Origin of the sequence: Saliphagus infecundisoli (genome assembly GCF_020177375.1) — an archaeon.
Lineage (GTDB): Archaea > Halobacteriota > Halobacteria > Halobacteriales > Natrialbaceae > Saliphagus > Saliphagus infecundisoli.
Map to the genome: position 1 here is coordinate 76,369 of NZ_JAIWHV010000002.1, position 19,174 is coordinate 95,542.

17 protein-coding genes are annotated in these 19,174 nt (G+C 64.0%); 4 read left to right on the forward strand and 13 right to left on the reverse strand.

From position 1 onward, the window contains the following. Positions 1-8 precede the first annotated feature (8 nt). Positions 9-776 carry a 23S rRNA (uridine(2552)-2'-O)-methyltransferase gene (locus LCF40_RS05175; protein WP_224827641.1) on the reverse strand — a complete coding sequence of 256 codons (768 nt, stop codon included), beginning with the start codon at positions 774-776 and terminating at the stop codon, positions 9-11. A 430-nt stretch (positions 777-1,206) separates the two neighbouring features. Here LCF40_RS05175 and LCF40_RS05180 point away from each other — a divergent pair, with 430 nt between their 5' ends. Together LCF40_RS05180 and LCF40_RS05185 are read left to right on the forward strand one after the other, a co-directional pair. Further along, a complete protein-coding gene (locus LCF40_RS05180) occupies positions 1,207-2,172 on the forward strand; it encodes an aldo/keto reductase (protein WP_224827642.1) in 966 nt (321 codons plus the stop codon). 72 nt (positions 2,173-2,244) lie between these two features. Further along, on the forward strand, positions 2,245-2,919 hold the full coding sequence (locus LCF40_RS05185) for a ThuA domain-containing protein (protein ID WP_224827643.1): 675 nt from the start codon (positions 2,245-2,247) through the stop codon (positions 2,917-2,919). A 6-nt stretch (positions 2,920-2,925) separates the two neighbouring features. Here LCF40_RS05185 and LCF40_RS05190 read toward each other — a convergent pair whose 3' ends face one another. The 5 genes from LCF40_RS05190 to LCF40_RS05210 all read right to left on the reverse strand — a co-directional run bounded on the left by LCF40_RS05190 (position 2,926) and on the right by LCF40_RS05210 (position 8,598). After that, positions 2,926-3,972: a Gfo/Idh/MocA family protein gene (locus LCF40_RS05190; protein ID WP_224827644.1), complete on the reverse strand. Its 1,047-nt coding sequence runs from the start codon at positions 3,970-3,972 to the stop codon at positions 2,926-2,928. Positions 3,973-4,027: 55 nt separating this feature from the next. Then, positions 4,028-4,888, reverse strand: a complete 861-nt coding sequence (locus LCF40_RS05195; protein WP_224827645.1) for a carbohydrate ABC transporter permease — start codon at positions 4,886-4,888, stop codon at positions 4,028-4,030. 1 nt (position 4,889) lies between these two features. Continuing rightward, a complete protein-coding gene (locus LCF40_RS05200) occupies positions 4,890-5,837 on the reverse strand; it encodes a carbohydrate ABC transporter permease (protein ID WP_224827646.1) in 948 nt (315 codons plus the stop codon). A 16-nt stretch (positions 5,838-5,853) separates the two neighbouring features. Then, positions 5,854-7,365 carry an extracellular solute-binding protein gene (locus LCF40_RS05205; protein ID WP_224827647.1) on the reverse strand — a complete coding sequence of 504 codons (1,512 nt, stop codon included), beginning with the start codon at positions 7,363-7,365 and terminating at the stop codon, positions 5,854-5,856. 105 nt (positions 7,366-7,470) lie between these two features. Further along, complete coding sequence (locus LCF40_RS05210; protein ID WP_224827648.1) at positions 7,471-8,598, reverse strand: ABC transporter ATP-binding protein; 1,128 nt, start codon at positions 8,596-8,598, stop codon at positions 7,471-7,473. Positions 8,599-9,440: 842 nt separating this feature from the next. Between LCF40_RS05210 and LCF40_RS05215 the strand changes: the two genes are divergently transcribed. Continuing rightward, a complete protein-coding gene (locus LCF40_RS05215; RefSeq protein ID WP_224827649.1) occupies positions 9,441-10,523 on the forward strand; it encodes a TrmB family transcriptional regulator in 1,083 nt (360 codons plus the stop codon). Between the two features lie 169 nt (positions 10,524-10,692). Further along, positions 10,693-11,436: a DNA polymerase sliding clamp gene (locus tag LCF40_RS05220; protein ID WP_224827650.1), complete on the forward strand. Its 744-nt coding sequence runs from the start codon at positions 10,693-10,695 to the stop codon at positions 11,434-11,436. Position 11,437: 1 nt separating this feature from the next. On the opposite strand, the gene LCF40_RS05225 is transcribed toward LCF40_RS05220, so the two are convergent. The 7 genes from LCF40_RS05225 to ilvB form a co-directional block, all read right to left on the reverse strand. Next, positions 11,438-12,685, reverse strand: a complete 1,248-nt coding sequence (locus tag LCF40_RS05225) for an RNA-guided endonuclease InsQ/TnpB family protein (RefSeq protein WP_224827651.1) — start codon at positions 12,683-12,685, stop codon at positions 11,438-11,440. Positions 12,686-13,023: 338 nt separating this feature from the next. Next, entirely contained in the window at positions 13,024-13,671 is a 648-nt protein-coding gene (leuD, locus tag LCF40_RS05230) for a 3-isopropylmalate dehydratase small subunit (RefSeq protein WP_114577999.1), read from the reverse strand. After that, positions 13,668-15,089 (reverse strand): 3-isopropylmalate dehydratase large subunit, encoded by a 1,422-nt coding sequence (gene leuC / locus LCF40_RS05235; protein ID WP_114577998.1) that lies wholly within the window; start codon positions 15,087-15,089, stop codon positions 13,668-13,670. Before leuC ends, leuD begins: the two co-directional genes overlap by 4 nt. Beyond that, positions 15,086-15,349, reverse strand: coding sequence for a DUF7989 family protein (locus LCF40_RS05240; RefSeq protein ID WP_224827652.1), 264 nt, complete (start codon positions 15,347-15,349; stop codon positions 15,086-15,088). The genes leuC and LCF40_RS05240 overlap by 4 nt, the downstream gene beginning before the upstream one ends. A 5-nt stretch (positions 15,350-15,354) precedes the next feature. Continuing rightward, positions 15,355-16,395, reverse strand: coding sequence for a ketol-acid reductoisomerase (ilvC, locus tag LCF40_RS05245; RefSeq protein ID WP_114577996.1), 1,041 nt, complete (start codon positions 16,393-16,395; stop codon positions 15,355-15,357). Next, entirely contained in the window at positions 16,388-17,056 is a 669-nt protein-coding gene (gene ilvN / locus LCF40_RS05250) for an acetolactate synthase small subunit (protein ID WP_114577995.1), read from the reverse strand. Before ilvN ends, ilvC begins: the two co-directional genes overlap by 8 nt. After that, positions 17,053-18,837 (reverse strand): biosynthetic-type acetolactate synthase large subunit, encoded by a 1,785-nt coding sequence (ilvB, locus tag LCF40_RS05255; protein ID WP_224827653.1) that lies wholly within the window; start codon positions 18,835-18,837, stop codon positions 17,053-17,055. The genes ilvN and ilvB overlap by 4 nt, the downstream gene beginning before the upstream one ends. Positions 18,838-19,174 lie beyond the last annotated feature (337 nt).

Here is a 19,174-nt window from a genome sequence, read left to right on the forward strand (position 1 = left end):
GCGATGGCCTAATTGATTCGCTCGGCGAACCCGAACCGGGGTTTGACGTCCTCGACCCGGACCCGAACCGTCTCCCCGTCCTCGGCGTCGGGAACGAACAGGCGAAAGCCCGAGACGCTGGCGATTCCGTCGCCCTCCTCCCCGACGTCGACGATTTCGACCTCGAGTTCGTCGCCCTCCCGGACGGGCGCGGTCAGGCGTTCCTTCCCGATTAGGTAGAGCTCGGAGGACTCCTTCCGGGAGGCCTCGGGCGTCGTCGCCCGGACGTACCGGAACTCCTCTTCGACCTCCGCACGGAAGTCGGAGACGTCGGGACCGTCGAACACCTTCACGACGAAATCGCCGCCGCTTCCCAACAGCTCGCAGGCAGTCTCGAAGGCCTGCCGGGCGAGGTGGAGCGACCGGGCTTGATCCAGCGAGTACTCCCCGGTCATGTTCGGCGCCATGTCTGAGACGACGGTATCGACCTCCCCTCCGGCGGCGTCACGGACCCGCTCGCGGGTTCGTTCCTCAGTCATGTCCCCACGGATCGTCTCGACTTGGTCGTGCTCCAGATCGTCGATCCGCTGGAGGTCGACCCCGATCACTCGCCCCTCCTCCCCGACGCCTTCGGCGGCGACCTGGAGCCACCCGCCGGGTGCGGCACCGAGGTCGACGACGGTATCTCCCGACGAGAGGACGTTTTCGAGGTCGTCCAGCTGTTTGAGCTTGTAGGCCGACCGCGACCGGTAGCCCTGCTGTTTGGCCCGGTTGTAGTAGTCGTCCCGACCGGTCATGGGCCGATCACCACGACCTTCCCAGCCCTCGTCTGAACCGACGGCAAATTCGCGTTCATGCCCCGAGAGACGGCGCCGACCCGGAAAGGCACGTCGGATACTGTCGGCCGAGCCAACCGACTGCCGACCGCACAATCATCCAATATATTATGTGTGAATGATGCTGTCAATAGTGCGGCGACCCACAGGCAGTGAGTTTTCTATTCCGGTATTCTGTTCCATTTTTATCCATGATGAGCGAGAATGGGGTCGGAAAAGAACTGTCTTGTACTCTCTCTCTCTCCGAGAGGGTGAAGCCGACTACCCTCGAGAGTAGTAAATGTATTTGGTATATTAGAGCTAATAAGAATTTATTGATGTGATTCGAGCCGTCCTCGGTCCGGGTTGCCCGCATCCACAACGTATTGAACCGATGGCACCATATGCGGATATGGAGTACACCACGCTCGGATCGACGGGGATGGAAGTCAGTCGGCTCTGTCTCGGCTGTATGAGCTTCGGGAGCGGCGCCGAGTGGATGCTCGACCGCGAGGAGGGCCGGGAACTGGTCGAGCGCGCGATCGATCTCGGGATCAACTTCTTCGACACCGCAAACGTCTACTCCCGGGGGGAAAGCGAAGAGATCCTCGGGGAGGTCCTCACGGAGTACGACCGGGACCGCCAGGTCGTCGCGACCAAGGTCTACGGCGAGATGGGGGAGGGACCGAACGAGAGCGGCCTCTCCCGGAAGGCGATCGAACAGGAGCTATCGGCGAGCCTCGATCGCCTGGGCATGGACGCCGTGGATCTCTACCAGATCCACCGCTGGGACTACGACACCCCGATCGAGACGACGTTGCGGGCGCTGGACGACGCCGTCTCCCGGGGCCAGGTCCGTCATCTGGGAGCCTCCTCGATGTGGGCCCACCAGTTCACGGAGGCGCTACAGACGAGCGACCGCGAGGGACTGGCGCGCTTCGAGACGATGCAGAACCTCTACAACCTCGCCTACCGCGAGGAGGAACGCGAGATGCTCCCCGTCTGCGCCCGCGAGAACGTCGGCGTCATCCCCTGGAGCCCGATGGCCGCGGGCTATCTGGCCCGGCCCTACGAGGACGACGACGCGACCACTCGCGGGGAACACGAGGTCGAACAGGGCAGGCCGTACCGCGAGGGTGGCGGCGAGGCGATAAACGAACGCGTCGCGGAACTCGCCGACGATCACGGCGTCTCGATGGCCCAGATCGCGCTAGCATGGGTCCTCCACAAGGACGTCGTCACCGCGCCCATCGTCGGCACCTCCAGTATCGAACATCTGGAGGAGGCCGTCGAAGCCCTCGAGCTCTCGCTGTCGGATTCCGACGTCGAGTACCTGGAGGAACCGTACGAGGCGGTCCGAGTCTCCGGCCACGAGTGAGCGTTCGGAGCCACCACGACCCGAGCGGTATGGGAACGCCTAACTACCGCCCCGACGAACACCTATCGAGCAATGAAGGTAGCCGACGATCCCGTCCACGTCCTCGTCTGGTCCGAAGCCACGGCCCCCGAGGACGTCTACCCGAACGACGTGAACGCGACGATCGCCGAAGGGCTGAACGATTCCACCGAAGTCGTCGCCCGCGCGGCCGACATCGATGACCCCGACCAGGGCGTCTCCGAGGACCGCCTGGCGTGGGCCAACGCGATCTGCTGGTGGGGCCACCTCCGCCACGACGAGGTCGAAGACGCTACCGTCGATCGGGTCGAGCGGGCCGTCCGCGAGGACGGCGTCGGCTTCGTCGGCCTCCACTCGGGCCACTACGCCCGGCCCTTCACTCGACTGCTCGGCACCTCGGGCGACCTCGGCGAAGTTCGGGTGAGCGAGGGCGAGTCCGAGGAGATCACCGTCGAGGCCCCCGACCACCCGATCGCCGACGGTGTCGAGGACTTCACCCTTCCCCACGTCGAGATGTTCGGCGAACCCTTCGATATCCCCGATCCCGAAACCGTGGTCCTCCACAGCACGTTCTCGGAGGGCGGCGAGTTCCGCTCGGGCGTGACGTTTCAGTTCGGAGAGGGGCGAGGCTTCTACCTGCGTCCGGGACACGAGGAGTTTCGCACCTATCACCACCCGTCGGTCCGGCAGGTCTTGGCGAACGCGGTCCGCTGGGTCGCCGACCGGTAGCCCTCTCTACTCGGTTTCTGGCGTCTCGACTTCGACCTCGACGTCGACCGCCACGTCGCCGTGGGGAAGCGTCGCGGCGTCGACCGACTCGCCGCGCTCGCTCGCGAGGAAGGCGGCCTCGGTGAGCCGGGTGACCCGGAGACCGAACTCGCCGGGGATCGGCGACTCGGTGCCCTCCCGGACGGCCTCGGCGAACGCGCCGAGTTTGTCCCCGGTGAGTTCGAGGTAGTCGGGCTCCTCGAACTCGCTTACGTACTTCCGGCCGTTCTCCGCGACCGTGAGCCGACCATCCTCGTAGGCGAGACGGCCCTCGGTGCCCCAGATCGCGATGTGCTCTTCGAAAGCGTCGCCGTCGCCCGAGACGCCGATGCTCGCCGTGACCGTCCCGTCGGGGCCGTCGAGCAACACGGAGAGCGCGCTGTTGACGTCGACGGCCTGATCCCAGTCGTCGGTGACGGCGGCGACCGTCCGGGGTTCGGCGTCGGTCGCCCAGAGGAGGACGTCGAGAAGGTGTGAGCCCGAGTCGATGAGCTGTCCGCCGCCCGAGAGGTCGGGGTCCGTCCGCCAGGTCCCCCGCTGGATCTCGATCCAGTCCTGAGCGAGATAACACGCGACCATGTGGACGTCGCCGAGGCGGTCGGCCTCGACCAGGCGCTTGATCTCGCGATAGGCGGGATGGAAGTGGCGCTGGTAGCCGATCTGGAGAACCAGGTCCCGGTCGCGAGCGGCCTCAATCAACTCCAGGGCGTCGGCGGTCGTCGTCACCATCGGCTTCTCGAGGTGGACATGGAGGCCGGCCTCGAGACAGGCCATCGTCTGTTCGAAATGCAGCGTGTGCGGAGTCATGATGGTGACCGCATCGAGGGCGTGGTCGTCGATCATCGTTCGGTAGTCCTCGTAGGCGGGACACCCGAACTCCGACTCGAACCGATCGCGACCCTCGCTGGCGATGTCGGCACCGGCGACGAGTTCGATTCCGTCCAGGTCGCGACAGGCCTGGCTCTGGACGCGGCCCAGCCCACCCAATCCGATCACTGCGAGTCGTAACGCCATGACTATGCGTATCAGATCAGGTATAAAATCATTTCGGCCGGGTGTTGGGAGGACGTCAACCCTTCACTGCTCCCTCGGTGAGCCCGCGGATGAAGTACCGCTGGAGCACGATGAACATGATGATGAGCGGAAGGATCGCGAGGACGCTCACGGCGGCGATGAGCGTCCACGCCGCCGTGTACTGGCCGTCGAACGCGAAGACGCCGACCGAGATGGTAAAGAGATCACTGCTCCGGAGGATGGTAAACGCCATCACGAACTCCGACCACGAGAAGACGAAGTTGAAGATGACGACCACCGCGACCCCGGGTAACATCGACGGCATCAACACGTGCCAGAGCGTCTGGAGTCGGTTGCAGCCGTCGACGCGAGCGGCGTCGTCGAGTTGGTCGGGAATCGTATCGAAGTAACTCTTCAGAAGCCACGTCGAGAACGGCACCTGGAGGCCGACGTACAGCAGTATCAGGCCCAGATGGGTGTCCATCAGCCCGAGCGTGCTCATCACGCTGTACATAGGGATCACGATGACGACCGGAGAGATCATTTGGAACAGCAGGATACCGAAGAGGATGTGCTGTCGGCCCCGGAACTCGAAGCGCGAGAACGCGTACGCCGCCGGGACACAGACCAGCAGGATGCCGACGGCTTGAAGCGCGGCGACCTTCGTGGAGTTCCAGAGCCACGTCCGTGATTGGCCGATCACCTGTCTGTAGGCCTCGAGAGTGAGGTCCTCGGGAATGAATTGCACTGGATAGGTGAGGACGTCCCCCTCGGGGCGGAGACTCATCGAGATGACCCAGAGGATCGGGAAGACGAAGAAGACGATCGCTACCGCGTAGACGACGTACGTGGCGGCGTCGTACCGGTTGAGGTCGATCCCGTCGAGTCGCCCGTCCGTTTCGGATCTCGTGGCCATCTCAGAACTCCTCCTCCCCGAGCAGGTACTTGATGTAGATCACCGTCATCACGACGTTGACGAGCAACATGACGACCGCGATCGCCGCGGCAGTGCCGAGGTTGAACCGGTTGAACGCCTCGAAGTACATGAACAGAGCCAGCACTTCGGTCGCCCGGCCGGGACCCCCGCCGGTCAGCGCGAGGACCATGTCGAACGTGTTCACCGTGTAGATCGTGATCAACACGAGGTTGATGAAGAGAACAGGCATCAACAGCGGGATCGTGATGTGGCGGAACCGCTGCAGCGGGGAGGCGCCGTCGATCCTGGCTGCGTCCTGGAGGTACTCGGGAACCTGCTGGAGCCCCGCGTACAGCATGATCATCGAGAACGCCGTGCCACGCCAGGTGTTGGCCATGATCGTCGAGAGCAGCGCCATCTGACCGTCCGAGAGGAAGGAGACGACGTCCCCCCCGAGTCGAACGATGATGTAATTGATGACGCCGTACCGGGTTTCGATCAGCATGATCTTCCAGAGGATCCCGATAACGATCCCCGGGATAACCCAGGCCGACAGCACCGAGATCCGAGTCACGATGCTCCCGTAGAGCCCGCGTCTGACGCCGTAATCGATCGCGAGCGCGAGGATCATGCCGAGTCCGATCTGGAGCACGACGCTCACGCCGACGAAGATCACGGTGATTCGAGTCATCGACCAGAAATCGGAGGAGTTGAACACGCGGGAGAAGGTATCTAGGCCCACGTATGAGTAGTCAGGTTCGATGAGCGACATGTTCGTGAAGCTCATCCGGAACGCCTCGACGAGGGGATACAGCAGGAAGACGCAGAGGAAGATCGCTGCCGGCAGAAGCCAGGTCAACGGATGTTCCTGAACGGCCGATCCCAGGCGCGAGACGCGGCTCCGGGCAACCGTAGCGTAGTGGCGTGTTCGGCTGGTTTCGGTCGCCATGAATAGTAGAGGGAGGTTATCCGTCGTATTCCGCGTTGATGTTATCGATCATGTTGTCGATCGCCTCCTGTGGAGCCATCTCCCCGGTGATGACGCGACCGGCCGCGACCTGCCACTCCGCGGAGATCGTCCGGTAGATGGGAAATCCCGGTCGGGCGACCCCGCTCTCCAACAGATCCGACCAGATCTGCATGTAGTAGTCCTCGGCGAAGTAGTCGCTTTCCTCGTACACCGAGGGCTTCGTCGGGAGCTGACCCAGCTGCTCACAGTAGTGGGCCATGATCTCCGGGTCCGTCCAGACGCCGGCGAAGTTCATCGCTGGCTCGACGAGGTCGTCGTCGTCCGTAAAGACCCCGTAGGTCCAGCCGCCGGTTCCGGTCGCGGCCATGTCGGATTCGGGCATCGGGATCGGGGCGACGTCCCACAGCTCGTCGGCCTCGTCGCCGAGTTCCGCTCGGAGGTTCGTGTTGATCTGCCAACTTCCCCCGAGGAACATCGCGAGGTCGTCGTTCAACGCCTCCTCGGCCAGGAGGTCGTAGTCGTCGATGTTGGCGACTCGTCCGGGCGTGATCCCGGTTTCGATCGTTTCCGCGAAGAACTCGAAGACGTTCAGGAGGTAGTCGTAGTTGTCGCCCTCGCCGAGGATCGGCGCGCCCTCGCTGTCGACGAGTTCTCCTCCCTGACCCCAGAAGTACGCGAGGTTGTCGAACGTCGTCGCCTCCCAGCGGCCCCCGTTGTACATGAACGCCGCCATGTCCTCGCCGTCCGCGATGGCCTGTCCGACCTCGATCAGTTCGTCCCAGGTCGCGGGCGCCTCACCGTCGGCGTACTCGTCGATGACGTCCGTCCGGTAGTAGAGCCCGCGACAATCGGTGTTGCGCCAGACCGCGAGCCACTCGTCTTCGGGCTGAACGATGTCCCTAACGAACGGGTACCAGTCCTCTTCGTCCTCGATGACGTCAGTCACCGGTCGAAGGTTGTTCCAGTGGTTTGGGATCCAGAACGAATCCACCTCCGAAACGTCCGGGGCGTCGCCGGTCGCCGCGGTTTGGAGCAACAGCGTCTGCATCTGTTCCAAATCGGTCTGGTACTCGACGTTGATCCGGTAGTCGGGGTTCTCTTCGACCCACTGTTCGTAGGCAGGCCGGAACCCCTCGGCGTTGACCTCCGAGCCCGGCTGTTCGTTCGGGTCCGGTGTCGATCCGGGCTGGGCCCAGAACGTAAGCGGCGTCCCGTCATCGGGGCCGAACTGCTCGTGGGTCACCAGGTCCGACGCGCCGCCGTTGCCATTGCCGTTTCCACTGTCGTTCCCGTTTCCGCCGTTCCCGTTTCCACTGTCATTCCCGTTTCCGTTACCTCCGTTGCCGTTTCCACCGTTCCCGTTGCCATTTCCACCGTTCCCGCCATTTCCGTTCCCACCGTTTCCGTTTCCATTGCCGTCGTCCCCGAGACAACCGGCCGTTCCCAGTAACCCTGCGGCTGCCAGAGCCTTGACTACGCTACGTCGCTGCACGCGGTCCAGTGCCATACCTCCCCAATGGATAGAACATTATATATAACTTTCGTAAGTACCACTTTTGATAGAAGGGGGCAGCCGCTTCCGACCCTGGGAGCGGACGCCTTCGTCGTCCGGCTACAGCGCCATCTCCGAGCCGGTCAAGGAAGCCTCGCGGTTTTTCACCGCAACGCCGCTTTCGGCATCGAAGAGGTGGATCCGGTCCTCGGGGAACGTGAGCCACAGCTCCTCGCCGGGAGAGACGATGACGTCGCCGTCGACGGTCGCCGTACACTGCTGGTCGCCGATCGAAAGGGAGACGTGAGTGCTGTCTCCCATCGGTTCGGTGACGTCGACCGTCGCTCGGAACGCGTTCGGCTCCTCGCCGTCGACGAGTTCGATGTCCTCGGGGCGGATGCCGAGGACCAACTCCGTCGTCTCCGAGTCGATTCGCTCGGCCGTCGCCTCGGAGAGTCGGTAGCTGAACTCGGCGTGATCCAGACGGGTTCCCTCCCGGGTCACCTCGAGGAAGTTCATGCTCGGCGCGCCGATGAAGCCGGCGACGAACTGGTTCGTCGGCTGATGATAGCATTCGAGTGGCGTCCCGATCTGCTGGAGTTTTCCCCCGTTCAGGATGGCGATCCGATCGCCCATCGTCATCGCCTCGGTCTGGTCGTGGGTCACGTACACCGTCGTCGTTTCGAGTTTCTGCTGGAGGTTCTGGAGTTCCGTCCGCATCGTCGTCCGCAGTTTCGCGTCGAGGTTCGACAGCGGCTCGTCCATCAGGAACACGGCAGGGTCCCGAACGATCGCCCGTCCGAGCGCGACCCGTTGTTGCTGGCCTCCCGAGAGCTCGCGGGGTTTCTTCTCAAGGAGATCCTCGATTCCCATCATCCGGGCAGTGTCCTCGACGATCTCTTCGATCTCGCCCTTCGAGAGATCCGACGTCATCTTCAACCCGAACGACATGTTCTCCCGGGCGGTCATGTGCGGGTAGAGCGCGTAGTTCTGAAACACCATCGCGATGTCCCGGTCCATCGGCTTCCGGCCGACGATCGACTCGCCGTCCAGACGGATATCCCCCTCGGTCACCTCCTCGAGCCCGGCGATACACCGGAGCGTCGTCGACTTTCCACACCCCGATGGGCCCACGAGCACGAGGAAGTCGCCGTCGTCGATCGAGACGTCTACGTCGTCGACGGCCACGATCTCGTCGCCGCCCGTCCCGAATCGCTTTACGAGTCCATCGATGTCCAGGGCCGCCATGGTGTGTCACCAGTCCCCTCTGATAAATAAGTATTATCGTTACGATCCTACATACTCGAGTCCATCCGGGGCATCGCGTAACCGATCGCTTACTTCGTCTCCTCGGACGGTCGCTCGAACGCCCGCCCTACATATCCGAAAAAAGAAACGTCGGCGTTCTGTTAGCGATCTATGGATGTGGATGACCGCCCCTGGGTTCGTGTGCGGATGGATGCTTCGGCCTACACTCCGGTCGAGCGGTTACCGGCCGGTTCCCCCGGAAAGCCGGAACGGGTCGGTTTCCGCAGGTTCCACCGGCCACTCGCGGATCACTCATTACAACTATACAGCTGTAATCTTTTCGTGAATCACTGCTCGGCAAGCCATAGGAGGGGCAGTTCTACCTGTTTGAGATGATAGTAAATTATTTTAGTTGAATCATGAAGAAGATCGATATCGGAGAACAGTAACCGACGATTACCGATCAATTCAATAGCCATCGTGAACGGCTCTCTCCCAGCCACATCTCCGACGATACGTGCCTATCGGTGTCTATCGACCGATTTTGTGCGGCTTTTCCGTCGTCGCTCGTCGGTTGTTCGAGGGGACTCCGATCGCCACTTATCCGTGGAGAGGGCGATCATATACTCCAGATGTAATCACAAATAGTTAGATAATACTGGGTAGTAATCCGAGAATAATCACTATCGCACCCCCCGAATCGTCAAATCGTCCTCTGCGTTTCCGATTGTCGTAGTAATATATAAATGTTTTGCGTCTCTTGGTACTCTAGTAGTAAATCACTGAAACCACTCCGACGATGGTAATTCATTTGCCTCCCGGGCGGCTACGAACCGGTGTCGATGGACCTCGACCGGATCCGCGAGACGCTCGAGGACGCAGGATTCACCCAGTACGAGGCCGAGGTCTACCTCGCGCTCGTCCGGAACGGGAAGCTCTCGGCGACGGGGATCGCCGAGGCGACCGACGTTCCGAAGTCACGGGTGTACGACGTCCTGCGAACCCTCGAGGGTCGCGACCTCATCGAACTCTACCAGCAAGACAGGCTCCGCGGGCGGGCACTCGACCCCGGCTCCCTCGTCGAGCGCCTCCGGGGTCGAGCGGCGTCGTTCGAGGCCAGCGCCGGCGACCTCTCGGAACTCTGGGAAGAACCCGACCTGGGCGAACAGGAGGTGACCCTGGTCACGCGCCTCGAGACGGTGGTAGACCGGGCGAAACGGGCGATCAGGGACGCGGAAAACGAGGTCCAGATCGCGGCGACGATCGAACAGTTCGACCGGTTGCGTCCGGTGCTCCGGGAGGCGTTCGCTCGCGACGTCTTCGTCAAGCTCACGATCACCCCCGCGGAGTACGGCGGCGTTCCGGACGTGGGCGACCGTGAGTTCGACGGCGTCGTCTCGGAGGCTTCCCGGAGCGACCTCCCCGGGCCCTTCCTCGTCATTGTGGATCGATCCCGTATCTGTTTTACTCCCCAGCCCGGCACCGCACACAACTTCGGCATCGTCGCGAACAACGTCCCCCTCGCCGACGTCTTCCACTGGTACTTCCAGACGTCGCTGTGGGAGGCCTGGGACCTCGTCTATACGACGCGAAACGCCGAGCCCCCGATCACCTACGTCGACATCCGTCAGTGCGTCGTCGACGTCGCCCCGCTGCTCCACGAGGACGCGACGATAGAGGTCACAGCCACCGGCATCGATCCCGAAACCGGCGACGCCCGAACCGTCTCCGGGACGGTCGTCGACCTCTACTACACCGGCTCGAGCGCCGGCAACCATTACCCGACGCTCCCGGAGGTTTCGGGCAAGGTGACGATGTTCGTCGACGACGGCGAGGAGGTCGTGAGCATCGGCGGCTGGTACGCCCACGTCGAGGACCTCGAACTCCGTCGGCTCACGGTCCAGTCCGTCTCGGAAAGCGGCTGAGCCGGCGAACACGAACGTTCGGTTGCCCGCAGTTACGAGAGACGGCGAGGAGTCCCGGGGAAACGACGGTGGGATCCGTCCCCGTCCGGGACGACGACCGTCGGGAACCGTTTCACTTCCACCCACCAAAGGGTGGCTTTTTGTACCGACCGTTCGTATTCGCCTCCATATGTTCAAGGCCATCGTGAGCGCGGCAACGCTCTCCAGTACGCTCGATTCGGTGAGCGTGCTGGTCGAGGAGTGCAAGATCCATCTTGACGAGGACGGCCTCCAGATCCGCGCCGTCGACCCCGCGAACGTCGGGATGGTCGACCTCTCGCTCTCGGCCGATGCCTTCGAATCCTACGAGGCAGACGGCGGCCTCATCGGCATCGACCTCTCCCGGCTCGAGGACATCGCGGGCATGGCCGAGACCGGCCAGCTCGTCCAGCTCGAACTCGACGAGGAGACCCGCAAGCTCCAGATTCAGATCGACGGTCTCGAGTACACGCTGGCGCTGATCGACCCCGACTCGATCCGCCAGGAGCCCGACATCCCCGACTTAGACCTCCCCGCAGAGGTCGTCCTCGAGGGCAGAGACATCAACCGGTCGGTGACGGCCGCCGACATGGTCTCCGACCACATCACCCTCGGCGTGGACGACGGCGAGGAGTACTTCTACGTCGATGCCGAGGGCGACACCGACGACGTCCACCTCGAACTGACCGAGGAGGACCTCATCGATCTCCAGACCGGCCCGGCCCACTCGCTGTTCAGCCTCGACTACTTGAAGGACATGAACAAGGCGATCCCGACCGACGCCGAGGTCACCTTAGAACTCGGCGAGGAGTTCCCGATCAAGCTCCACTACGGCTTCGCCGAGGGCGATGGCCAGGTCACGTACATGCTCGCGCCGCGGATCCAGAGCGAGTGAACTACCCCGCCCTACTCAGCCGCGAAGCGGCTTCCTTGAGGGCGGGGCTTCCTGCTTCCAAGACGCCCTTTGCAGACACAACGATGTCCACAGGGAGCGCAGTCTCCACAGGCGTTGATTCGGAGTGATCCACTCCTACGTGATCGAGTCCGCGGGAACGGATGTTTAGTGCCGCGTTCGCGTCTCTGTCCGCCGTGAAGCCGCACGAGGGACACGAGTGTTCGCGGACCCACAGCGGCTTGCTGGTTTCGATACCGCAGGCCGCACACGCTTTGGTCGTTCCGGCCGGATCGACGGCGACGAAGTGCGTTCCTTCGCGTTCGCACTTGTACTCGAGCAGTCGGAGGAACGTTCCCCACGCCGCTCCGGCACGGTTGCGGCTGTTCGACGGGAGTTCCATCAACCCCTTCGTGTCGAGGTCCTCGACGGCTACGAGGTCGTATTCCCGAGCGTAATAGTCCGAAAGCTTGTGCAGGAACTCCCGGCGCTTGCGCTTGAGGTCGGCGTGACGTTCGGCAACGACCTTCTGTTGTGTGCGATAGCTGTTCGACCCGTGTTCCTTCCGCGAGAGTTTCCGTTGCTCTCGTTCCAACCGCTCGCGTTCGTCCGAGAGGTCGACCGATTCGATGGCGTGGCCATCAGTATCGTGAGCGTACGTGAGAATCCCCACGTCGATGCCGACGCATCGATCGGGATTCTCAGGCCTCGTCGGCGGTTCATGGTCGAGTTCGACGCCGAATGTAGCGAACCACTTGCCGGTCGGTTCCTTCTTGAGCGTGACCTGCTTGAGTGCAGCATCATCGGGAATCTCTCGGTGGAGTCGGATTGGAATGTCCGCGAGTTTCGAGAGGCACAGGACGGTCCGACCGCCCTTCTTGTCGAGCTTAAAGCCGGATTGACTGTACGTGAAACTGCGGAACTCCCGTGGAGACTTCCACTTGAGCATCCCGACGCCGTAGCCGTTCTGTTTGAGTTTCCCGAGAGACTTGATGTTCTGTTCAATCCGCATGACCGCTGTTTGCAGGACTGTTGAATACACGTCCGTGAGGCCATCCCACCAGTCTTTCAGAGACGGAATTTCGTCACGGATGGACCGAACACGCTGAGTAAGCGTGCCGGCACTCTCGGGGATTTGGTCGAACCGGTAGAGCGCGTGATTGTACAGTTGCCTACAAATGTCCCGGTGACGGTCCAACTCCTCGCGATGGACGTCGGACGGCTCAAGGCGATACTTGTAGGCGTAGTACATCAGCTCTCGCGCTCCTCAATCAGTTCGTCCAATTTGCTTTGAACGAACGACGAGAGATTGAGGTGTTGGTCCTCTATCCACTCGTGTTGGTCTTCGCGGATGGTGATGGTCTTGCGTTTCACCGTGGTCATACTATACGCACAATGCACATAACACTACCGATGACGTGGGCCTGTGGGCCGGCAGTATCGCACGAAAACAAAACGATGAGCCGCTGTATCCCCTCCCGACTCGCTCGTGCTTTCGACACGCTGTCGGAAGCCCTCCCCTCGTTGAGGAAGGGGGATTAGCGCTTATATGAAGCTAACAGCGCCGTTTTTTTCGAACTCGGAAAACGATCAGTCCGCCGCGTCGGGGATCTGGCCGTCCTCGACGTACGGCAACTCCCTCGCTTTCTCCCGAACGGCATCCGCGTTGGACTTCATCAGCGCCGTCGTGTCCCAAACCCCCTCCGTGAGAGCCGTGCGCTGGGCCGTATCGACGGCCGCGTCGATCGCGTGGTCCTCGCCGTCGGCACCGTAGGTGACGAGTTCCCGGTCGACGTCGATGGCGATCTCGGCGTCGGGGTGTTCCTCTACGTAGGCCTGGAGCGCCCCGACCTCCTCGGTGCTCGCCGTGATCGTCGGGATCCCGAGCGCGAGACAGTTGCCCGCGAAGATCTCGGCGAAGCTCTCGCCGATCAGGGCGTCGATCCCCCAGCGCTTGAGCGCCTGGGGGGCGTGTTCTCTCGAGGAGCCACAGCCGAAGTTGGCGTTGACGACCATGACGTTTGCCCCCTGGAACCGCTCTTCGTTCATCGGGTGGTCTTTCTGGTCGTCGTCGTCCCCGAACCGCTGGTCGAAGAAGGCGAACTCCCCTAGCCCGTCGAAGGTGACGACCTTCATGAACCGCGCGGGGATGATCTGGTCGGTGTCGATGTCGTTTCCCCGGATCGGGACGCCGGTGCCGGAGACCGAATCGACCTCCGGAATTTCGACGTCGCTCATGCGCGAGTCACCTCCTTCAACTCGCGAACGTCGGTGACCTCCCCGGCGATCGCCGCCGCGGCGACCATCCGCGGGTTCATCAGGACCGTCCGGCCGTCCTTGCTCCCCTGGCGGCCCACGAAGTTCCGGTTCGACGAGGAGGCACACGCCTCGTCGCCCTCCAACTGATCCTCGTTCATCCCGAGACACATCGAGCAGCCGGCGTTTCGCCAGTCGAAGCCCGCGGCCTCGAAGACGTCCTTGAGTCCCTCCTCCTCTGCGGCGCGCTGGACGCGCTGGCTGCCGGGGACGACCATCGCGCGGACGTCCTCGTGGACCTCGCGGCCGGAGACGATCCCGGCCGCCCGGCGGAGGTCGGGCAGTCGAGCGTTCGTACACGATCCCAGGAAGGCGACGTCTACCGGATAGCCCGCCATCGTCTCGCCCGGTGTAACGCGCATGTGCTCCTGGGCGCGCCGGGCCGTGTCCCGTTTGTCCTCCGGGAGGTCGTCGGGATGGGGAATCGGCTGGGTGATGCCGACGCCCTGGCCCGGTGTCGTCCCCCACGTCACGACGGGCTCGAGCGAGGAGCCGTCGATGGTGACGACGTCGTCGTACTCGGCGTCCTCGTCCGAACGGATCGACTCCCAGTAGGGTTTGAGCTCGTCGAATCGGTCGGGGTCGTCGGCGAAGGCGTCGGTCTCGGCGAGCCACTCGTAGGTGGTCTCGTCGGGGTTGACGTAGCCCGCACGCGCCCCGCCCTCGATCGACATGTTACAGATGCTCATTCGACCCTCCATCCCCAGGCTCTCGATGGCCTCGCCGGCGTACTCGTAGACGTAGCCGACGCCGCCCTCGGTACCGAGCCGGCGGATGATCTCGAGGATCACGTCCTTGGCCTCGACGCCCGCACCGAGTTCGCCCGTGACCTCGATCTTCCGGACCTTCTGTTTCTCCATCGCGATCGTCCCGGTCGCGAGCACGTCCCGGATCTGGGAGGTGCCGATGCCGAAGGCGAGCGCGCCGAAGGCGCCGTGGGTCGAGGTATGGCTGTCGCCACAGACGATCGTCTTCCCCGGCTGGGTCAGCCCCTGCTCGGGACCGATGACGTGGACGATCCCCTGGTCACCGCTGTCGGGATGCGAAAACTCGATGCCGGCCTCCCGGACGTTCGCCTCGAGTTCGCTCATCATCTCCTCTGCGGCGTCCTCTGCGTACGGTCTGGACTGATCGGCCGTCGGAACGATGTGATCGACCGTCGCGTGTGTGAGTTTCGGGTAGGCGACCTCCAGATCGCGCTCTCTGAGCATCCCGAACGCCTGCGGGCTCGTGACCTCGTGGATGAGGTGGAGCCCGACGAACAGCTGGTCCTGGCCGGTGGGGAGCTCCGTTACCTTGTGGCGCTCCCAAACCCGATCGTAGAGCGTGCGCTCGCTCATTCCTCGGTATCCTCGCCGGCCTCGCCCCGCTCAAACACCCGGTTTACGTCGTCGGCGTCGTGGGGCGGGGTGTGGCTGACGTCCTTCATCGTCGCCGGCTCCTCGTCGGCGTCCCTGCCCTCGTCGCGGCCGCCGTCGGCCACGACGGTCCGCCCGCGGGCGAACAGGTTGCCCGCCGACTTCCCGGTGTAGGGGCTGGTGTGGCTCACGTCCCGCATTCGCGTTCCGTCGTCGGTGTCTGTGTCGTTCGTGTCGGTCATTGGTCTCAGTCGTCGGCCGGCGCTTCGGCCGGCTTCTCTTCTTGCTCGTCGGCCCAGGCGAACAGCCCCCGCAGGCGCTCGCCGACCTCCTCGATCTCGTGGTCCTTCTCGGCCTGGCGGATCTGGGTGTACTTCGGTCGCCCGACCTGGTTCTCGGCGATCCACTCGCCGGCGAACTCGCCGCTCTGGACTTCCTCTAAGATTTCCTCCATGTTCTCGCGGGCGTTGTCGTCGATCACGCGATCGCCCCGGGTGAGCCCGCCGTACTCCGCCGTATCGCTCACCGAATCCCACATCTCCGAGAGCCCGCCCTCGTACATCAGGTCGACGATGAGCTTCAGCTCGTTCATGCACTCGAAGTACGCCGCCTCGGGGCTGTAGCCGGCGTCGACGAGCGTCTCGTAGCCCGCTTTCACCAGCGAGGTGACGCCGCCACAGAGAACGACCTGTTCGCCGAAGAGGTCGGTCTCGACTTCCTCCTGGAAGGTGGTCTCCAGGACGCCCGCCCGCGCACAGCCGATGGCCTTCGCGTACGCCAGGCCGCGCTCGGTCGCCTCGCCCGTGGTGTCCTGGTAGACCGCAAGCAGACCGGGGGTTCCCTGGTCGTTCTCGTAGTTCCGGCGGACGAGGTGGCCCGGGCTCTTCGGGGCGACCATCGTCACGTCGACGTGTTCGGGGGGCTGGATCTGGTTGTAGTGGATGTTCAGCCCGTGGGCGAACTGGAGGGTGTCGCCGTCCTCCAGGTGCGGTTCGATCTCCTCGTAAACCGCCGACTGGACCGTGTCGGGAACCAGTACGGAGATGACCTCCGCAACCTGTGCGACTTCGGCCGGGGTCCCGACCTCTAAGCCCTCCTCCTCGGCGGCCGCCCTGGACGAGGAGTCCTCGCGGAGGCCGACGCGGACGTCGATCCCGCTCTCTTGCATGTTCAGCGCGTGAGCGTGACCCTGACTGCCGTAGCCGAGTACGGCGACCGTGGTGTCCTCGAGGTACGATTCGTCGACGTCGTCTTCGTAGTAGACCTGGGTGGTGAATTCGTCAGTCATCGTCGGAGTGTGTCGTCTGTGGGGTCGTCGGTGTTCCGTCCGCCTCGTATTCGACAGGCGATTCCTCTCGTGCGGCCGTCCGGTCGTCGCCCCGGGCCAGTGCGGTCGTCCCGGTCCGGGAGATTTCGCGGATCCCGAACTGGGAGAAGGCCTCGACCGCGGCCTCGACCTTCTGGCGGCTGCCCGTGACCTGGATCGTCGCCGTCTCGGGGGTCGCGTCGACCGTCTTTCCGTCGTACATCTCGGTGACTGCGGCGACCCGGTCGGGCCGGGTCGCGCTCACCTTGATGAGCATGAGTTCCCGGCGCATCGCGTCGGGCTCGAGTTCGCGCACCGAGATGACCGGCACGAGCTTTCGCAGTTGCTTTTTGGCCTGTTCGATCCCCGGCTCGTGTTCCTCGATGACGAGGGTGATCCGGGCGCGCTCTTCGTCCTCCGTGGGGCCGACGGTGAGGCTCTCGATGTTGAACTGGCGTCTCGAGAACAGCCCGGAGACGTCCGAGAGCACCCCCGGCTCGTGGGTCACGAGCGCCGAGATGACCGTCCGACGGACCGCGGGTTCAGCCTCGACTTCGGGGTCGATCCGGATTCCCTGGGCGTTTCGCCGGCCCTCCGGACGCGGGCGTTCCTCGGGTCGGGGCCCCTCCAGACCCTGCGTCATAGCTGGTCCTCCGTCAGCGCGAACTGACCGTTGTCGCCGCCGCTCGGGACCATCGGGTAGACGTTCGCTTGCGGATCGACGTGGGCATCGATCACCGAGGGGCCATCGTAGTCGAGAGCGGCTTCGACGGTGTCGGCGACCTCGTCGTAGTCGTCGATCCGGAAGCCACGCGCGCCGAAGGCCTCCGCGAGCTTGTCGAACTCGGGACACCAGCCGTACTCCGAGGCCGAGTGTCGCCCTTCGAAGAAGGCGTCCTGCCACTGGCGGACCATCCCGATGTACTCGTTGTTGAGAACGACGACCGTGATATCGAGGTTCTCCCGGACCGCGACGGCGAGTTCCTGCATCGTCATCAGGAACGAGCCGTCGCCCTCGACACAGATGACCTCCTGGTCGTCCTCGGCGGCCAGCCGCGCGCCGATCGCCGCGGGGAAGCCATAGCCCATCGTTCCGAGGCCGTGACTCGAGACCCACGTCCGGGGCTCGGTGTAGGTCCAGTACTGGCAGGCCCACATCTGGTGTTGGCCGACGCCGGTGGTGACGATCGCCCGGTCGCTGGTCGCCTCGTCGACCGCCTCGACGACGAACTGGGGTTTGACCGGTTCGTCCTCGGGCGTGTCGTAGGCCATCGGGTACTCCGACTTCCACTGCTGGCACTGGGCACGCCACTTCTTTGCTCGAGGCGATTCCTCGACTTCCGCCGACAGTTGGTCGACGACCGTCGCGGCGTCGCCGACCAACGGATACTCCGCGTGGATGTTCTTGCTGATCTCGGCGGGGTCGATGTCGACGTGGATCACCTCGGCGTCGGGCGCGAACGTCTCGATTCCACCGGTGAGGCGGTCGTCGAAGCGGGTGCCGACGGCGATCAACGTATCGCAGTGGGTGATCGCCATGTTGGCGTAGCCGGTGCCGTGCATCCCCGCCATCTCCATCGAGAGCTCGTGGTCCTCGGGGAAGGCACCGATCGCGGGCATCGTCGTCGCGACCGGGATCTCGTGGTCGGTCGCGAACTCTCGACACTCCGCGCTCGCGTCGCCCTTGATGACTCCGCCGCCGAGCAAGAAGAGGGGTCGGTCGGCGCTCTCGATCCGGCGGGCCGCGGCGCGGACGACCTCGGGGTCGGCTCGCTCCTGGACGTCGTAGGTGTCGGGAACGCGGGCCTCGCCGGGTTCGTGCTCGGTGTCATCCAGGGTGACGTCCTTCGGGAGGTCCACGAGCGTCGGTCCCGGCCGGCCGGTGTTCGCGAGCGCGAACGCCTCGCCGACGTCGTCGCCGACGGTGTCCGGATCGCTCGAGAACGTGTTGGCCTTCGTGATCGGCGTCGTCACCCCGGTGGTGTCGGTCTCCTGGAAGGCGTCGTTGCCGACCATTTCCGTGGGGACCTGGCCGGTCAGCGCAACCACGGGATCGGAGTCCATGTCGGCGTCGGCGAGCCCCGTAACGAGGTTCGTCGCACCCGGACCCGACGTCGCGAGGCAGATCCCGGGCTCGCCGCTGACGATCCCGTAGGCGTCGGCGGCGTGGGAGGCCCCTTGCTCGTGGGCCATCGTGACGTGCCTGATGTCGGAATCGTAGAGGGCGTCGTAGACGGGCATGATCGCCCCGCCCTGGACGCCGAAGGCGTACTCGACGCCGACGTTCTCTAAGGCGCGGATCACCGACTGGGCGCCCGTGGTGACGGGTTCGGCGGTGGGTTCCGCGTCGGGTTCCGGGTCGTCCGATCGCTCCTGTGCTCGTTCCTGTTCGGGAGTCGCGACCGACGGGGCGGGCTCGCTCATCGGGCTCCCCCCGTTCGTGTCGGTCGCATCCGTCGGTTCGGTCGGTGTCGTGTCATCTGGTGTGGCTGTCGGCGGCAGGCGTCGCTCGGAAAACGGTACGGGTTCGGGGTCGGGAGAAGGGGTGGTGTGGGGGCTAGGCGGCCCCTACAATAGCGAGCGACGCGACGCTGTCGGCGCCGAGTTCCGGCTCGAGTGCGCGTCGCGTCATCACTACCCTGGTAGGGGACCCCATCCATATAACCGTTGCGTGGCCGGCATCGTTTGCGTCCCGAGCCCGCGACGCGAGCCCGCGAGCCCTCCAGCCGGCGCTGGCCACCCGTGAAAGCCGCTGATCGGG